This window comes from Methylobacterium sp. Leaf94, assembly GCF_001426045.1.
Classification (GTDB): domain Bacteria; phylum Pseudomonadota; class Alphaproteobacteria; order Rhizobiales; family Beijerinckiaceae; genus Methylobacterium.
Genome location: NZ_LMRM01000001.1, coordinates 232,102 through 247,006 on the forward strand (window position 1 = coordinate 232,102; position 14,905 = coordinate 247,006).

General features: G+C 70.1%; 15 protein-coding genes and 1 tRNA gene. 13 read left to right on the top strand and 3 right to left on the bottom strand.

Annotation, left to right across the window (positions count from 1 at the left end):
• Positions 1-81: 81 nt before the first annotated feature.
• The 4 genes from ASG63_RS01080 to ASG63_RS01095 are packed head-to-tail and all read left to right on the top strand — an operon-like array spanning position 82 to position 3,533.
• Complete coding sequence (locus tag ASG63_RS01080) at positions 82-774, top strand: Crp/Fnr family transcriptional regulator (RefSeq protein ID WP_056180343.1); 693 nt, start codon at positions 82-84, stop codon at positions 772-774.
• A gap of 16 nt (positions 775-790) precedes the next feature.
• Positions 791-1,873, top strand: coding sequence for an ABC transporter ATP-binding protein (locus ASG63_RS01085; protein WP_056211186.1), 1,083 nt, complete (start codon positions 791-793; stop codon positions 1,871-1,873).
• Positions 1,874-1,875: 2 nt separating this feature from the next.
• Positions 1,876-2,763 (top strand): ABC transporter permease, encoded by an 888-nt coding sequence (locus ASG63_RS01090; RefSeq protein WP_056211188.1) that lies wholly within the window; start codon positions 1,876-1,878, stop codon positions 2,761-2,763.
• Complete coding sequence (locus tag ASG63_RS01095; RefSeq protein ID WP_056211196.1) at positions 2,760-3,533, top strand: ABC transporter permease subunit; 774 nt, start codon at positions 2,760-2,762, stop codon at positions 3,531-3,533. The genes ASG63_RS01090 and ASG63_RS01095 overlap by 4 nt, the downstream gene beginning before the upstream one ends.
• A gap of 22 nt (positions 3,534-3,555) precedes the next feature.
• Here ASG63_RS01095 and ASG63_RS01100 read toward each other — a convergent pair whose 3' ends face one another.
• The gene (locus ASG63_RS01100) at positions 3,556-5,421 is read right to left on the bottom strand and encodes an AsmA family protein (protein WP_056211198.1); all 1,866 of its coding nucleotides are present in this window, start codon (positions 5,419-5,421) and stop codon (positions 3,556-3,558) included.
• Between the two features lie 369 nt (positions 5,422-5,790).
• Here ASG63_RS01100 and ASG63_RS01105 point away from each other — a divergent pair, with 369 nt between their 5' ends.
• From ASG63_RS01105 to ASG63_RS01115, 4 genes are all read left to right on the top strand, one after another.
• Positions 5,791-6,519: a CoA transferase subunit A gene (locus ASG63_RS01105; protein ID WP_056211200.1), complete on the top strand. Its 729-nt coding sequence runs from the start codon at positions 5,791-5,793 to the stop codon at positions 6,517-6,519.
• Between the two features lie 23 nt (positions 6,520-6,542).
• Positions 6,543-7,202, top strand: coding sequence for a 3-oxoacid CoA-transferase subunit B (locus ASG63_RS01110; protein ID WP_056211202.1), 660 nt, complete (start codon positions 6,543-6,545; stop codon positions 7,200-7,202).
• Positions 7,203-7,347: 145 nt separating this feature from the next.
• Complete coding sequence (locus ASG63_RS25880; protein WP_200927198.1) at positions 7,348-7,521, top strand: hypothetical protein; 174 nt, start codon at positions 7,348-7,350, stop codon at positions 7,519-7,521.
• Between the two features lie 219 nt (positions 7,522-7,740).
• Positions 7,741-8,028 carry a hypothetical protein gene (locus ASG63_RS01115; protein ID WP_056211204.1) on the top strand — a complete coding sequence of 96 codons (288 nt, stop codon included), beginning with the start codon at positions 7,741-7,743 and terminating at the stop codon, positions 8,026-8,028.
• Positions 8,029-8,130: 102 nt separating this feature from the next.
• Here the strand turns inward: ASG63_RS01115 and ASG63_RS01120 are convergent, their stop codons facing one another.
• A complete protein-coding gene (locus ASG63_RS01120; protein ID WP_056211206.1) occupies positions 8,131-8,625 on the bottom strand; it encodes an HD domain-containing protein in 495 nt (164 codons plus the stop codon).
• A 210-nt stretch (positions 8,626-8,835) separates the two neighbouring features.
• Between ASG63_RS01120 and ASG63_RS01125 the strand changes: the two genes are divergently transcribed.
• Positions 8,836-9,249 (top strand): hypothetical protein, encoded by a 414-nt coding sequence (locus ASG63_RS01125; protein ID WP_056211207.1) that lies wholly within the window; start codon positions 8,836-8,838, stop codon positions 9,247-9,249.
• 392 nt (positions 9,250-9,641) lie between these two features.
• A complete protein-coding gene (locus tag ASG63_RS01130) occupies positions 9,642-9,995 on the top strand; it encodes a DUF3140 domain-containing protein (RefSeq protein ID WP_056211210.1) in 354 nt (117 codons plus the stop codon).
• 77 nt (positions 9,996-10,072) lie between these two features.
• Here the strand turns inward: ASG63_RS01130 and ASG63_RS01135 are convergent.
• Positions 10,073-10,148, bottom strand: a tRNA-Ala gene (locus ASG63_RS01135).
• 121 nt (positions 10,149-10,269) lie between these two features.
• Here ASG63_RS01135 and ASG63_RS01140 point away from each other — a divergent pair.
• From ASG63_RS01140 to ASG63_RS01155, 3 genes are all read left to right on the top strand, one after another.
• Positions 10,270-10,572 carry a YggT family protein gene (locus tag ASG63_RS01140; RefSeq protein WP_056211211.1) on the top strand — a complete coding sequence of 101 codons (303 nt, stop codon included), beginning with the start codon at positions 10,270-10,272 and terminating at the stop codon, positions 10,570-10,572.
• Positions 10,573-10,665: 93 nt separating this feature from the next.
• A complete protein-coding gene (locus tag ASG63_RS01145) occupies positions 10,666-11,712 on the top strand; it encodes a MaoC family dehydratase (protein ID WP_056211214.1) in 1,047 nt (348 codons plus the stop codon).
• 1,107 nt (positions 11,713-12,819) lie between these two features.
• Positions 12,820-14,892 carry a TonB-dependent receptor gene (locus ASG63_RS01155; RefSeq protein ID WP_244479777.1) on the top strand — a complete coding sequence of 691 codons (2,073 nt, stop codon included), beginning with the start codon at positions 12,820-12,822 and terminating at the stop codon, positions 14,890-14,892.
• Positions 14,893-14,905: the final 13 nt, after the last annotated feature.

Here is a 14,905-nt window from a genome sequence, read left to right on the forward strand (position 1 = left end):
GCAGGCGAGCAGTACGGGACAGCTTGACCCAGGAATTGCACGGCGTATCGATCAGGTTCGATCATCGAGGGGGCAGGACGCGTGACCACAGGACGGCTGACGACCATCCCGTTCTTCAAGGAGCCGGGAATCGAGCTGTCCGTCTACGAGACGCGCTGCCACTGGCGCCGCTTCGACGAGAACGAGGTTCTGGTCGATTACGACGACGTCTCCACCGACGTCTATTTCCTGGCCTCCGGCGAAGTGCGCATCCTCAACCGCTCGCAATCGGGCAAGGAAGTGATTCTCGGCGAGATGCGCGGCGGCGCCTTCTTCGGCGAGCTGGCCGCGCTGGACGGCATCGGCCGCTCGGCCAACGTCACGGCTCTGACCCGCGGCGAGGTCTGCGTGGTGCCCGCCCCCGTGTTCCGGCAGATCATCTTCGCCTCCGAGGCGATCGCCGACCGGCTGTTCCGCCTGTTGGCCAAGCGTGTGCGCGAGCTGAACACCCGCCTGATGGAGCACGCGCTCCTCGACCTGCGCCACCGGCTCTATGCCGAGCTGCTGCGCCTGTCGGTGCCCCGCGCCGGCGGCGACGGCGAGCGGGTGGTCACGCCGCCGCCCTACCACCATGTGCTCGCCGCCCGCATCGGCTGCCGCCGCGAGCAGGTGACGCGGGAATTCACCGTGATGGCGGCCGACGGCCTGATCGACCGGACGCGCGGCGCCCTGGTGATCCGCCGGCCCGACCTCCTGGAGGCCCGCGTCGCCGAAGCGCTGCGCGAGGACGGCTGAGGGTCCGGCACCCGCGATGGCGTCGACGCGCGCGCCCGGTCCCGCCGGCCTGCTGACCTGTGCCGGCCTCGGCAAGCGCTTCGGCGCGCACGCGGCGGTGGCCGACCTCGACCTCACCCTGCAGCCCGGCGAGTTCGTCTGCCTGCTCGGTCCCTCCGGTTGCGGCAAGAGCACGCTTTTGCGCCTCATCGCCGGCTTCGAGACCCCGACCTCGGGCACGATCCGCCTCGGGGACACCGACATCACGGCCGACCCGCCGCATCGCCGGCCGGTCAACATGATGTTCCAGTCCTACGCCCTGTTCCCGCACATGAGCGTGGCCGCCAACATCGCCTATGGCCTCACCGGCCTCGCGCGCGCGGCCCGCGCGGCGCGGGTGGACGAGCTCCTGCGCCTCGTGCGTCTCGACGGGTTCGGCCCGCGCAGGCCCAACACCCTGTCCGGCGGGCAGCGGCAACGGGTGGCGCTGGCCCGCGCCCTGGCGCGCGCGCCGAAGGTGCTGCTCCTCGACGAGCCGCTGGGCGCCCTCGACCGCGCCCTGCGGGAGGAGACGCAAGGCGAGCTGCGCGCCCTGCAGCGGCGCCTCGGCACGAGCTTCCTCGTGGTCACCCATGATCCCGGCGAGGCCCTGGCGCTGGCCGACCGCATCGGCGTGATGGAGGGCGGCCGCCTCGTGCAGATCGGCGACGGGGCGAGCCTGTACGAGCGCCCGGCCAACCGCTTCGTCGCCGGGCTCCTGGGCGACGTGAACCTGATCCCGGGCCGGGTGTCGGATCGCGAACCCGGCGGCCTGTCCACCCTCGACACCGCGCTCGGGCCAATGCGCGCCCGCGGCGCAGCCGAGGGGGAGGGCGTCATCGCCCTGCGTCCCGAACGGATTGCGCTGGCCCGCGCCCCGTCCGGGGACGGACGGGCCCTGCCCGGGCAGGTGGTCGAGACGACCTATCTCGGCGACCGCATCCGGCTCCGGGTCCGCATGGCCGACGGATCGGTCTGGCGGGTGAGCGCGCCCACGGGCGCCGACGCGCCCGCCGTGGGAGAGACCGTCCACCTGTCCTATCCGCCCGAGCTGGCCTGGCTGATGCCGGCGGCGGGGTGAGCATGAAGCGCTGGCTCCCGGTCCTGCCCGCCCTGTGGCTCGCCGCCTTCGTGCTGCTGCCGGTGATCCTGACCCTAAAGATCAGCCTGTCGACGCCGGCCACCGCGCAGCCGCCCTACCTGCCGGTGCTCGACTGGAGCGCGGGGTTCGAGGGTTGGGGCAGCTTCCTCGAGGCCCTCGACTTCGCCAACTTCGAAACGCTGGCGGGCGACGCCCTCTACCGCGACGCCGCCCTGTCCTCCGTGACGCTCGCGGCCGTCGCCACCGCGATTCTCGCCCTGATCGGCACCCCGATCGCCCACGCCATGGCCCGCGCCCCGGAGCGCCGTCAGCCGCTCCTCGTGGCGCTCCTCATCGTGCCGTTCTGGACGAGCTTCCTCATCCGCATCTATGCCTGGATCGCGATCTTGAAGCCCGAGGGGCTGCTCAACGCCGGCCTGATGCGGCTCGGGCTGATCGCGCAGCCCCTGGAGATCCTGAACACCCAAGGGGCGGTGCTGATCGGGCTGACCTACGCCTACCTGCCCTTCATGGTGCTGCCGCTCTACGCCGTGCTGGCCAAGCGCGACCCACGCCTGGCCGAGGCCGCGGCCGATCTCGGCGCCGGGCCCGCGCGGGTGTTCTGGACCGTGACCCTGCCGCTGGCCCGCCCAGGGCTGGTGGCCGGGGCGCTACTCTGCTTCGTGCCGATGGTGGGCGAGTTCATCATCCCGGACCTGCTCGGCGGCTCGGACACCCTGATGCTCGGGCGGGTGCTGTGGAGCGAGTTCTTCTCCAACCGCGACTGGCCGCTCGCCTCCGCGGTGGCGATCCTGGTCCTCGTCCTGGTGGTCGGCCCGCTGATCCTGTTCCGCGAGGACGGGGCGACCGCGCGGGAGGCCGGCCGGTGAGGGGCCTCGACCGCATCGCCCTCACGTTCGGGCTCGGCTTCCTCTACGCGCCGATCCTGATCCTGGTGATCTACTCATTCAACGCCTCGGCCCTGGTCACGGTCTGGGGCGGGTTCTCGACCCGCTGGTACGGCGTGCTCGCCGCCGACGCCCCCTTACGCGCGGCGGCCGGCGTCTCCCTCGCGGTGGCGCTGGCCTCGGCCGCCCTCGCCACGGTGTTCGGGACCCTGGCGGCCCTGACCCTCGACCGGGGCGGGCGCTTCGCCGGCCGGCGGGTCTTCACCGGGCTGATCTACGCGCCGCTGGTCATGCCCGAGGTGATCACCGGGCTGTCGCTGCTGCTGCTCTTCGTCGGCCTCGGCCTCGATCGTGGCCTCCTCACCCTGGTCGTCGCGCACGCGACCCTCGGCCTCGGCTTCGTGGCGGTGATCGTCGGGGCGCGCCTGCGCGGTCTCGACGGCGCGCTGGAGGAGGCGGCGGCCGATCTCGGCGCGGCGCCGGGCCGGGTCTTCGCCACCGTCACCCTGCCGCTGATCGCGCCCTCCCTGGCGGCGGGCTTCCTCCTCGCCTTCACCCTGTCCCTCGACGACCTCGTCATCGCGAGCTTCGTCTCGGGGCCGGGGGCGACGACCCTGCCGATGCGGCTCTACAGCCAGGTCCGGCTCGGGGTGAACCCGGAGATTAATGCGGCCTCGACGCTTCTCGTCGGCGCCGTCACCGCCCTCGTGCTCACCGCTTCGTGGCTGACCGGGCGCAAGGGTGTAGCCTGAAACGCCGAGGGCCGGGCTTCCGCTACGGGGCGTAGGCGCGGGCGCCCGCCGGGAGGGCCAGCCCGACGGCCGGCATCCGCAGGGACTTTGACGGCGCCACCGCGCCGCCGCGCAGGTCCGGCGTGGCGTCCAGGGCGAGGCTGCGCACGTCGAGGTTGCCGAAGGGACCCGCGATCTGGACGCGCATCGGCGGCCGCTTCTCCGACGCCGTCCCCCGTGCGGAGATCTCCGCGAGGGTGTCGCAGCGCCGGTCCGGTAGCGAGACGGTGCCGCGCAGGGAGGCGGCCAGGACGTTGGCCTCCATCGTGCCCTCGGTGATCTCGCCGATTCCGTCGCGGAAGCGCAGGCTCAGGGTCGCACGCTCGAACGCCGTGCGGCCGACGCGCCGGGCCGGCATCCGGTTGCGCTGGGCCGCCTCGTTCAGGTCGAGCCCGATCAGGGTGCCGGCGTCGACCGAGAGGGCGGCATGACCGTCGAGATGCTGCAGGAGCGCGTGCAGGTCGGCCCCCGAGCCCTCGGCCTGGAACTGGCCCTGCGCCGTGCCGAGTATCCAGTTCTCCGGGCGCAGCGCGCCGGGGACGACCGCCAGGTCGAGCCGGTCGAAGGCACCCTGCACCTTGGCGTCGGTCACGGCCGCGTCCTTGGGCGAGGTGGCGAGGGCGAGGCGGCCCTTGAGGGTTCCGCCCCCCAGGGCGGCGCGGCTTAGGGACGCCTCGATATTCCCGTCCCTAACCAGGACGCTGGCGGCCAGGTCCTCGGCGAGGATCGGACCGAACCGGGCCGCGCCCGCCGAGATTCGCAGGTCGAGGTCGCCGCCGGTATAGGGCGCGAGGGCGAGGGCGCGCAGGCGCCAGTCGGGGGCGCCGGCGGTGGCGCCGACGGCTCTCAGCAGATCCGCCAGCAGGGGGGCGAGGTTCAGCGTCTCGGCCGCCAGGGTCGCCTGCACGGCTGGACGGCCCCGCCCGAAGGAGACGGCACCGGCCCCCTCCAGGCGATTGTCGCCGAAGGAGACCCGGACGTTGGGCAGCAGGAGCTGACGCCCGCTCATCTCGAAATTGCCGGTCATCCCGAACGCCCTGACGAACGGCGAGAGGGCGACGTCGCCACCGGCCCAGGCGAGGGTCTCCGGCAGGGACCGCGTCTCGAACTGGCCGAGCCCGGTCAGTGTCAGGCCCTCGGCCCGGACGACGCCGCTGCCCTCGGCCGTGAGGGTCCCGGCGCCCCAGCTCGCCGTGAGGGCGTAGGGGGTGGCGCCGCCGTCGAGGAGGTCGATCACCCGCAGGCCCGAGACGGAGAACCGCGTCGGCATGGCGCTCCACTGGAAGCTGCCGAAGATCTCGGCCTGGGCGCTCCAGAGCGGCCAGGACAGGGTCAGGTCGAGGTCGCGGGCGGTCTGGGGAGAGCCGTCCCGGGGATCGAGGCCCTTGGCGACGGCACGCGACAGGCTGATGCGGCGCGGATGCGCGGCGCCGTCCACCGCGAGGCGCGCGCCGAGAAGCCGAACGGGCTCGGCCCAGCGGGCGTCGTCCGGCCCCGAGGGCAGGTAGACCGTCGCGCCGTCGAGCCCCAGGGTGTTCACCTCGAGGCGCCCCGTCAGCAGGGCCAGCAGGCTCAGCTGGAGGGAGAGGGCGCCGCCCTCCGCCAGGACGGGACCGTCGACGCCGCCCGCGGCCAGGCGGACATCGCGAAACCCCAGGCGCGGCAGCGGCAGAAGGGTGACCTCGGTCGGCCCCCGCGCGGTCATGGCGAGTCCGTAGACCCGCGCGAAGTCCCGTGCCACGAAGGCCCGCAGGCGCGGCGTTGCGACCGACCAGGGCAGGCAGGCGGCCGAGAGGGCGACGACGAACGCCGCGAGGCACATCAGGGACAGGAGGCGGCGCAGGGGCATTCCCCTCCATCCGGTGTGTGGGACGCGCGGCGGACCGCGTGATCGACGAGGGGATGGGCGCGTCCGGCCCCGGCAGCCGCGACGCGCGGAAGACCCGGCGACCCTCTCCTGATAGGCCTCGGCGCCCGGCTTGTCTCCCCGGGCGGGGGCGACGCCCCGGTGCCATCCACCACGCAGCGAGCCGGAACGGTCCCGCCGGCCCGAGCGCCCCCGGGCCACGCCGTCCGGTCGGACCCGCGCGCAGACCCGTTCCGGGCGGTGCCGCGCAGTGCAAAATGTAACGGCCGCACCGCGACAAGGGGTTGGCAGGACGCCGCTTTCGCGTGACGGTCGCGCCGACGAAGAACAGAACCACACAGGAGGGCATCCATGAAGAAGGTTTATCCCGACGCCACGGCGGCGCTGGCCGGCGTGCTGAAGGACGGCATGATGATCATGTGCGGCGGCTTCGGCCTCTGCGGGATTCCCGACGCCCTGATCGATGCGATCCGCGCGTCCGGGGTGAAGAACCTGACCGTGGTCTCCAACAATGCCGGCATCGACGGCGTCGGCCTCGGCAAGCTCCTGGAAACCCGCCAGGTCGCCAAGATGATCTCGTCCTATGTGGGCGAGAACAAGGAATTCGCCCGCCAGTACCTCGGCGGCGAGCTCGCCATCGAGTTCAACCCCCAGGGCACGCTGGCCGAGCGCATCCGCGCCGGCGGCGCCGGCATCCCGGCCTTCTATACCAAGACCGGCGTCGGCACCCTGATCGCCGAGGGCAAGGACGTGCGCGAATTCGACGGCGAGGACTACGTGATGGAGCGCGGCCTGTTCGCGGACCTCGCCATCGTCCACGCCTGGAAGGGCGACACCGAGGGCAACCTGATCTACCGGAAGACGGCGCGGAACTTCAATCCGATGATGGCCACCGCCGCCACGATCACCGTGGCCCAGGTGGAGCATCTGGTACAGCCCGGCGAGATCGATCCCGACACCATCATCACCCCCGGCATCTTCGTGAAGCGCCTCGTCCACGTGCCGGAGCGCGAGAAGCGCATCGAGCAGCGCACCACCCGCAAGCGCGGCGAGCCCGCCGTGCCGCCCGCCGCCGTCTGAGAGCCGACAAGGAGACCACGATCATGGCCTGGACCCGCGAACAGATGGCCGAGCGCGCCGCACGAGAGCTGCAGGACGGCTACTACGTGAACCTCGGCATCGGCATCCCGACCCTCGTTTCGAACTACATCCCGGACGGGATGTCGGTGCAGCTGCAATCCGAGAACGGCATGCTCGGCATGGGCCCCTTCCCCTACGAGGGCGAGGAGGATGCCGACCTGATCAATGCCGGCAAGCAGACGATCACCGCGCTGCCCACCACCAGCTACTTCTCCTCGGCCGAATCCTTCGGGATGATCCGGGGCGGCCACATCAACCTGTCGATCCTCGGCGCGATGCAGGTGGCCGAGAACGGCGACCTCGCCAACTGGATGATCCCGGGCAAGATGGTGAAGGGCATGGGCGGCGCCATGGACCTCGTGGCCGGCGTCAAGAAGGTGGTGGTGGTGATGGAGCACACCGCCAAGGGCAAGGACGGCTCGGAGAGCCCCAAGCTGCTGGACGCCTGCGACCTGCCGCTCACCGGCACCCACGTGGTCGACATGGTCATTACCGACCTCGGCGTCTTCGCCATCGACAAGAAGGGCGACGGGGGCATGACGCTGGTCGAACTCGCCGACGGCGTCACCGAGGACGAGGTCCGCGCCAAGACCACGGCCCGCTTCACCACCAAGCTCGCCTGAGCGGCGTGGTCCCGGGCGGAGCCGCTCCGCCCGGGCGACGGAAACCCGCCCGGCGCCGGCCGCGGCGGGTTTTTGCGGGCCCGAGGGTCCCCGCGCGCCGGCGGCGCCCTACCGTAAGGCACAGGTCCAAACGGGAGCGCACGACATGGCAGTGGTATCGAAGACGGTGATGGACGAGGGCAGGGCGGCCAAGCAGGCTGGCCAGCCGGACTCCGTCAATCCCTATCCGGCCGGCTCGCAGAACAGCGCCGACTGGCTCGAGGGCTACACCTACGACGAGGCCGAGCAGAACACCGACCGGGCCGAGAGCGACACCTGAGGACCGCGCGGGAGCCGGCGCCGCCGGCTCCCGCTTCGCCGGGGTCGAGTGGGTCACCGCCGAATGTGCCCGCGCCCGGGCACGACGGTCGGAATCGTTCGCGCCACACCGGACCACAGGATCGGTGCCGGGCGGACCAAGCCTGGATAAAGAATTTGAACAATTGATCGCGGGCCTGCGTTGGTCGATCAGCTAACGAAAACTGGGAGATACCGCAGCATGTCTATCAAGACCCTTGCCTTTGCCGGCTCGATCGCCTTGGCCCTGACGGGGACCGCCTTCGCGCAGACCGCGACGGGCACCGAGAGCAACATGAACAATCCGGGCAGCGTGAAGAGCAACAGCGAGAAGTCGATGGAGCGGATGGGCGCCCCCGCCACCACGGGTTCGACCATGGCCCCGGCTGGCACCTCCGGCGGGCCCAGCACCGCGACCGTCGGCGCGCCCGGCGGCAGCACAGGCGGTAATGGCGAGACCGGCAGCGGCGCGGCCCCCAGCGGCAAGTAAGCCCGCAAGTAAGCCCGCGAGCAGGCCCCATCGGGGTCCGTCGAACGGCCTGAGTGCGTTCCGAGCCCCGCAGCCCCGCTGCGGGGCTTTTTGCGAGCCCGACTACGAACCCGTGTAGCCGAGCGCGGCGGCGGCGGCCTTCAAACGGTCGAACGCCTCCGCGTAGCGCGCATGCCGGGCTTCGCCGTTCGCCAGCGTCCGTTCGGGGCTGAGATTGTCCTCCGTGTCGGACATCTTGATCAGCAGCCCCCCGAGATGGCCCATGGCGATCAGGGCGGAGATGCGTGCGTCGTACGGCACCGGCTCGGCGGGCTTCGTCAGCATCACCACCATGGCGATGACAGCGTCGGAAAAGCCTTCGGCCCGCAGGGCGATCGGGGTGGTCGGGGTTTCCTCGAGGACGTCGTGGAGGATCGCGGCCTGCATCACCTCCATCGGCTCGATGGCGAGGCGGTCCACCGATTTCGCGTGCCCCGCCCGGCCGACCGCCGCATTGGCGACCCGCTCCAGGTGGCGGATGTAGGGTTGCCCGCCCTTATCGATCTGCCCCGCATGCGCGATCATCGCGAAGCTGTGGGCCTCGAAGATGGATGCCATGCCGCGCGCTCCTCTCCGGCCGGACCTGCCGGCCCGGTAGACCATTCCGCCGAGCGATCCACAAGCGCGGCCGTGCACCTGTGGTTCGGCCCGGAAACGGGACGCCGCCGGCCGGTAACGTTAGCGGCCCATTAAGCGGAACCGTCGAAATCAGGGGATGTGCCGGGGCGTTCGCCCGGCCCTTCGAGTGCAGCGTGAGGACAGTGGCGTATGGGCAGCGTTCCGGCGACGATGGACAATGTGGTCCCCTTCCGACGCGCCCTCCGCCCCCAGCCGTCGGCGGCAGCCCCGTCGGCGCCCCGCGGCGGACTCGCGGCCCGGCGCAGCGAGCAGCGTGCCCTGATGGATTCGGTTTATGCCACGGGCAGCCTGTCCGTGGCGGCGGGCGACCGCGAGACCAAGCTGATCGCGGCGCGGCTCCAGGTCTACGGCTTCGTGCTGATCGAGGAGATCGGGGCCGACGGCACGCCCCGGCGCCTGCGCCCGTCCGAGGCCATCCGCGCCCGGACCGAGTCGCCGTGGCGCCTCTCGAAGGCGAGCTACGGCGCGGGTGCCGGCCTCGCGGTCACCATCCCGGCCGTCGACGACTTCCTGTTCGACCAGCCGGCCGACCGTCCGGCCTGAGGAGGCCGCTCACGCCTCTGTGGCCGCCGGGAGACATCGGCAATTTCCTCGTCGGCGCCGTGGTTCTGATCATCGAATTCTCAGGCCGGGCGTGAGATGAAGGGTCTCGTTTCACTCCCGGCCATACCGCCATGCTGTCCGCCTCAGAAAACATCGTCATCCAGCACCGTGAGATCGTCGCCGTCCTGGTGACCTACGGGATATTCCTGGCCGGCGTGATGGGCGTGGCTTGGTTGATCGCGTAGCCGCGGCCCGGTTGATCGCATAGGCACGGCCGGGTTGATCGCGTAGGCGCGGCCCAACTGATCGCCTGAGCGGACGCGCCGTCGCGGGGTCGGAACCGCGCGGGTTTCACCCCGGTTTTCCGCCCGATTGTTTCGGGGGAGAACCGCATGTCAGACAAGGGCGACGACCACGCCGAGACCTACAAGGCGTTCCACGAGGCCGTGAACATGACGGCGGCCAAGCTCGACGCGTTCCTGGAGACCGACGAGAGCCAATCAGTCGGCCAGAAGAAGGATGGCGGCGAAGCCACCGGCCACCGCGAGGGGCGGCGCATCGTCGAGCTTCTGCGCACCAAGAAGACCGACCTCACCGACGACGACTACGCGCACATGGCCAAGGTCGTCGGCTATGTGCACCGTCACCTCAAGCAGGGCGGCCCGAAGGAGGCCGACAAGGTGAAGGAGTCCCCCTGGCGCCTGTCGCTGATGAATTGGGGACACGATCCGCTGAAGGACGACTGAGTCCGGCCCGGAGCGGGCTTCGGATCAGGTCGGATCGCGGGTTGGAAAACCACCGGCCGTCCCGCGTTGGGGAAACCTGGTGGAGCTGAGCGGGATCGAACCGCTGACCTCCGCAGTGCGATTGCGGCGCTCTCCCATCTGAGCTACAGCCCCGTTCCGGGGTGGCGGCCTTTTAGGCTCGCTCACGCCGACCTGTCAATTCCCGAAATCCTGCAGCTTTGCGTGGGCGTGATGCGTCCCGCGGGCGCGGGCCACGAGGACATCGTTTCCGCGCATGAACGCCTTCATCTGGCTCTTCGACACCGTCGTGCAGCTCTACATCTACGTCCTCATCGCCAGCGCCGTCCTGAGCTGGCTCGTGGCGTTCAACGTGGTGAATGTCCGCAACCCAATCGTGTCGCAGATCGGCGAGGTGCTCTACCGCCTCACCGAGCCGGTGCTGCGCCCGATCCGAAACATCCTGCCCAACCTCGGCGGCGTCGATCTCTCGCCGATCGTGCTGGTGCTGCTGCTGCTGTTCGCCAGCCGCCTGCTGCACGAATTCGTGCCGACGCAGACCTCCGTCTACATCCGCTGACCGGTCGGGCTTTCGAGGGGCGGGGCGCAACGACGGCCCGCCCGACATCAAAAAACAGACGCGCCATCGCGTCGCCCTGGGGACGAGACCGTCATGAAGACCAATCCCGGCCGATTCTTCGAGGATTACCGCCTCGGGGAAACCCTCCGTCACGCCACGCCGCGCACGGTCACCCTCGGCGACGTCGCGCTCTACACCGCCCTTTACGGCCCGCGCTTCGCCGTGCAGTCCTCGGACGCCTTCGCGCGCGCCATCGGCTATCCGCAGAGCCCCCTCGACGACCTCCTCACCTTCCACGTGGTCTTCGGCAAGACCGTGCCGGACATCTCCCTCAACGCGCTGGCCAATCTTGGCTACGCCGAGGGCGGCTTCCGCCGGCCGGTCTACCCGGGCGAGACCCTCTCGACGGTCTCCGAGGTCATCGGCCTGAAGGAGAGCTCGAACCGCCAGACCGGCGTCGTCTACGTGCGCTCCACCGGCTCGGACGCCAACGGCGAGACCGTGCTGAGCTACTGCCGCTGGGTGCTGGTGAAGAAACGCGACCCCGAGGCCAAGATCGCGCAGGAGTACGTGCCGACCTTCGCCAAGGTGGTGGACCCGGCCGACCTCGCCGGCGCCCTGCCGCCCCTGAACCCGGCCGCCTATGATTGCGCGCTCTCCGGCTCGCCCCACCGATTCGGCGACTACGTCGTCGGCGAGAAGATCGACCATGTCGACGGCATGACCGTCGAGGAGGCCGAGCATCAGATCGCCACCCGCCTCTACCAGAACACCGCCAAGGTGCATTTCGACGGCTACGCCGCCAAGGACACCCGCTTCGGCCGCCGGCTGATCTACGGCGGCGTCGTGATCTCCCTGGCCCGGGCGCTGAGCTTCAACGGCCTCGGCAACGCCTTCGCGCTGGCGGGCATCAATGCCGGCCGTCACGTCGCCCCGCTGTTCGCCGGCGACACGGTCTATGCCTGGAGCGAGGTCCTGGAGACCGCCGAGCTTCCCGGCCGCACAGACATCGGGGCGCTGCGTCTGCGCACGGTGGCCACCAAGAACCAGCCCTGCGGCAACCATCCCGACAAGGTCGGCGACGCCTACGACCCGTCGGTGATCCTCGACCTCGACTACTGGGCGTTCATGCCGCGTTGACCCCCCGGTCCCGGCCGGGCGCATGACGGGCCGGGCGGGCTGGTCCGGTGGCGACGAGCGGCGGATGCCGTGCGGGGTCGCGAACCGGACGTGGAAGGCGACGCAGTCCCGGGCCAGGTCGGGCCGTCGCCGTCGGCGAACCGCTCCCCGGCGACTCGGCGCCGTGCTCGCCGGCAGACCCGCGGCGGCGGTCGCGGGACGGCCCGCGACCATCCCGCCGAGGGTCGGGACCACCCCGCCGAACGCTCCGTCCGCGAGGCACCGGGCCTCGGCGTCCACGCCCCGGGCGGCGACGACGAGATTCTCGGCTTTGGCCTGCTCCGCCGCGGACGATCAACCGGTGCCCGTCGCCTGGTCGAGCCCCCGCTCCCCCCGGCTTCGGATCCAGGCGCCGCGCGCACTGCGCGATGCCATCGGCGATGCCGCGACGGATCTCGTCGCCGCGGGCGCCCCCGGCGTTTCCGGTGCGGGCCGGCTCCGCGATATGCGCTCGGATCGCGTCGCTCAGGCTGCCGCCGACACAGTCGCCGCCGTCCAAAACGTCGCCTCGTCTGCGTGAAAGCCGACGCGTCTCGTGCGCAGGACTGCGGCTCCATTTCCCATCGTCGTCGAATACAGTCTGCCGGCCGCTCGCAGGAAGTCTTCAAAGCAGATCATCAGGACACCTGGGTCGACCTGCTTCCCTGGACACATGCGCCGGATCATCGCCCAAAAATCCACATAGCGACCGATCGGGGCCGGAGCGAAGCCCCCCTCCGCACCCCCGATTTCCGGCACTTCCGCATTAGAACAATTAGGAATTGTTGCCGCAAAGGCACGGGCCTCGAACCGTTTCCTGCCGACGCTTGATCACCAGCGCGTGATCGACTAACCGCCAGACGTGTTGACGTATCGATGAGCAATTTAGGATCAATCTAAGGTAATCCTCAAGAGTTCGATACGCGGCGCGGGCGCCAGCACAAGGATTTACGGGTGCGCAAGATCACCTCAGCGCTGTCAGCAACCTCGACGTATGCTTTGATCAGCACGACTGCGCTGGTCTTCAGCTCGGTAGGTCTGACGTCGAGCGCCAAAGCGCAAGAATCCGTGCGGCTCGACGAGCTTTCGGTGGCGGGGCCTTCCGGGGGGACGGGGCGCGGCGGCCAGGGCGTCGGGCTCCTGAAGGATCTGCCGCCGCCCTATGCCGGGGGCCAGTTCGCGCGGGGCGGATCCCTCGGTGTGCTCGGAACCCGGGACGCCCTGAACACGCCGTTCAGCACCGTCAACTTCACGCAGCAGGTCATCCAGGACCAGCAGGCGCGCACCGCGGCCGATACCCTCGTCAACGACGCTTCGGTCCGCCTGACGACGGCCAGCAACGGCTTCAGCGACACCTTCCAGATCCGCGGCTTCGAGGTTCAGGCGCAGGATGTCGGGTTGAACGGCCTCTACGGCCTGGTCTCGTCCAATCGCGTGGCGGCGCAGTACATCGAGCGCATCGAGCTTCTGAAGGGACCCGGCGCGTTCATGTACGGCATTCCGCCGGGCGGCAGCGTCGGCGGCAGCATCAACATCGTTACGAAACGCGCCCTCGATGTGCCCTTCGTCCAGGTGACGCCGCAATATATCAGCCCCGGCAATTTCGGTGTTCATGTCGATGCCAGCACCCGCGGCGGCGAGAACAAGGAATGGGGCGTCCGCTTCAACGGCCTCGCCCGGGACGGCGAGGCGACGATCCGGGACGGAAACCTGCGGACGGGACTCGGGGCCCTGTCCCTCGACTATCAGGGTGAGCGACTGCGCTGGGCGCTCGACGTGATCTCCCAGAACGACGACACCAAGAATTTCCGGCCGCAGATCGGCCTGCAATCGGATATCGCCATCATCCCGCACCCGCCCAGCGGGCGCAGCAACTGGTTCCCGGGGACGCAGCTCCAGCAGCGGGACAACACGGTCGCCTCCTTCCTGGAATACGATCTGACCGACTGGCTGACGGCCTATGGCGGGATCGGATATCGCGCGGGGTCCAATCGGCAGACCTTCCCGGATTACCGGGTGTTCGGCTTCCCGAGCGGTGCCGACGTCCTCGGCAACTTCCGGCTCGTGAACGCCTTCTACGATTCCTACAGCAGCACCGTCAGCGGCAATGCCGGCCTCAAGGCCCGCTTCGACACCGGGTTCATCAATCACTCGGTGAACCTCGTCTATACCGGGTTCACGCGGGAGGACGGCTACGCCTACGTGGCGAACTCGGCCGACGAGTCGGTCCCGTCCAACATCTATCGGCCGGCGCCGCTGCCAGTCGTGACCGGCGAGCGGATCGCCCCGCAGCGCTATGCCGGGACCACCCTGACGAGCGTCGCCGTCGCCGACACGATGACGGCCTTCGACGACACCGTCCTGCTGACCGCCGGCGTCCGCTATCAGATGGTGAACCAGAAGAGCTACGACACCGTCACCCAGGCGCGGACCAGCGAATACGACGCGGACGCCACGTCGCCGCTCGCCGGCATCGTGTTCAAGCCCTGGAAGAACGTCTCCCTGTACGCGAACTATGCCGAAGGCCTGACGGCCGGCACCATCGTGGGACCCGGCTACAGCAACGCGGGCGCGATCCTGAGTCCCTACAAATCGGATCAGCAGGAAGTCGGCATCAAGGTCGACTGGGGCACCATCACGACGACGGCGGCCCTGTTCCAGATCAGCCGGCCGGACCAGGTCCAGACGGCGACCAACGCCCTGGCGTATAACGGCGAGCAGCGCAACCAGGGTCTGGAGCTGTCGGCCTTCGGGGCGCTCGCACCGACCCTGCGCGGATTCGCGAGCGCGACCTTCCTGCGTCCCGAACTGACCAAGCCGATCGACCCGCTCCAGCGCGGGAACGACGCCGCGGGCGTCCCGGACCTGACCGTCTCCGCCGGCCTCGAATGGGATACCCCCTGGGTCCCGGGCCTCGCCCTGAACGGCCGGGTCCTCTACACCTCCGGCTCCTATCTCACCGGCGCCAACACCGTCCGCTTCCCGGACTGGACGCGGTTCGACCTTGGCTTCCGCTACGCGACGATCCTCGACGACAGGCCGTTCGTCTTCCGCTTCAACGTCGAGAACGTGGCGGACAACCGGTACTGGCTGACGACGGGCACCTTCGTGACGGTCGCCTCGCCCCGGACCTTCGTCGTGTCCGCCTCCTATACGTTCTGACGGGGCCGAACGG

Coding starts and splice junctions, on each gene's coding strand:
- ASG63_RS01115 (WP_056211204.1), top strand. CDS start 7,741: ATGTCTATCAAGACCCTTGCCTTTGCCGGCTCGATCGCCTTGGCCCTG.
- ASG63_RS01085 (WP_056211186.1), top strand. CDS start 791: ATGGCGTCGACGCGCGCGCCCGGTCCCGCCGGCCTGCTGACCTGTGCC.
- ASG63_RS01090 (WP_056211188.1), top strand. CDS start 1,876: ATGAAGCGCTGGCTCCCGGTCCTGCCCGCCCTGTGGCTCGCCGCCTTC.
- ASG63_RS01145 (WP_056211214.1), top strand. CDS start 10,666: ATGAAGACCAATCCCGGCCGATTCTTCGAGGATTACCGCCTCGGGGAA.
- ASG63_RS25880 (WP_200927198.1), top strand. CDS start 7,348: ATGGCAGTGGTATCGAAGACGGTGATGGACGAGGGCAGGGCGGCCAAG.
- ASG63_RS01120 (WP_056211206.1), bottom strand. CDS start 8,625: ATGGCATCCATCTTCGAGGCCCACAGCTTCGCGATGATCGCGCATGCG.
- ASG63_RS01125 (WP_056211207.1), top strand. CDS start 8,836: ATGGGCAGCGTTCCGGCGACGATGGACAATGTGGTCCCCTTCCGACGC.
- ASG63_RS01110 (WP_056211202.1), top strand. CDS start 6,543: ATGGCCTGGACCCGCGAACAGATGGCCGAGCGCGCCGCACGAGAGCTG.
- ASG63_RS01130 (WP_056211210.1), top strand. CDS start 9,642: ATGTCAGACAAGGGCGACGACCACGCCGAGACCTACAAGGCGTTCCAC.
- ASG63_RS01100 (WP_056211198.1), bottom strand. CDS start 5,421: ATGCCCCTGCGCCGCCTCCTGTCCCTGATGTGCCTCGCGGCGTTCGTC.
- ASG63_RS01105 (WP_056211200.1), top strand. CDS start 5,791: ATGAAGAAGGTTTATCCCGACGCCACGGCGGCGCTGGCCGGCGTGCTG.
- ASG63_RS01140 (WP_056211211.1), top strand. CDS start 10,270: ATGAACGCCTTCATCTGGCTCTTCGACACCGTCGTGCAGCTCTACATC.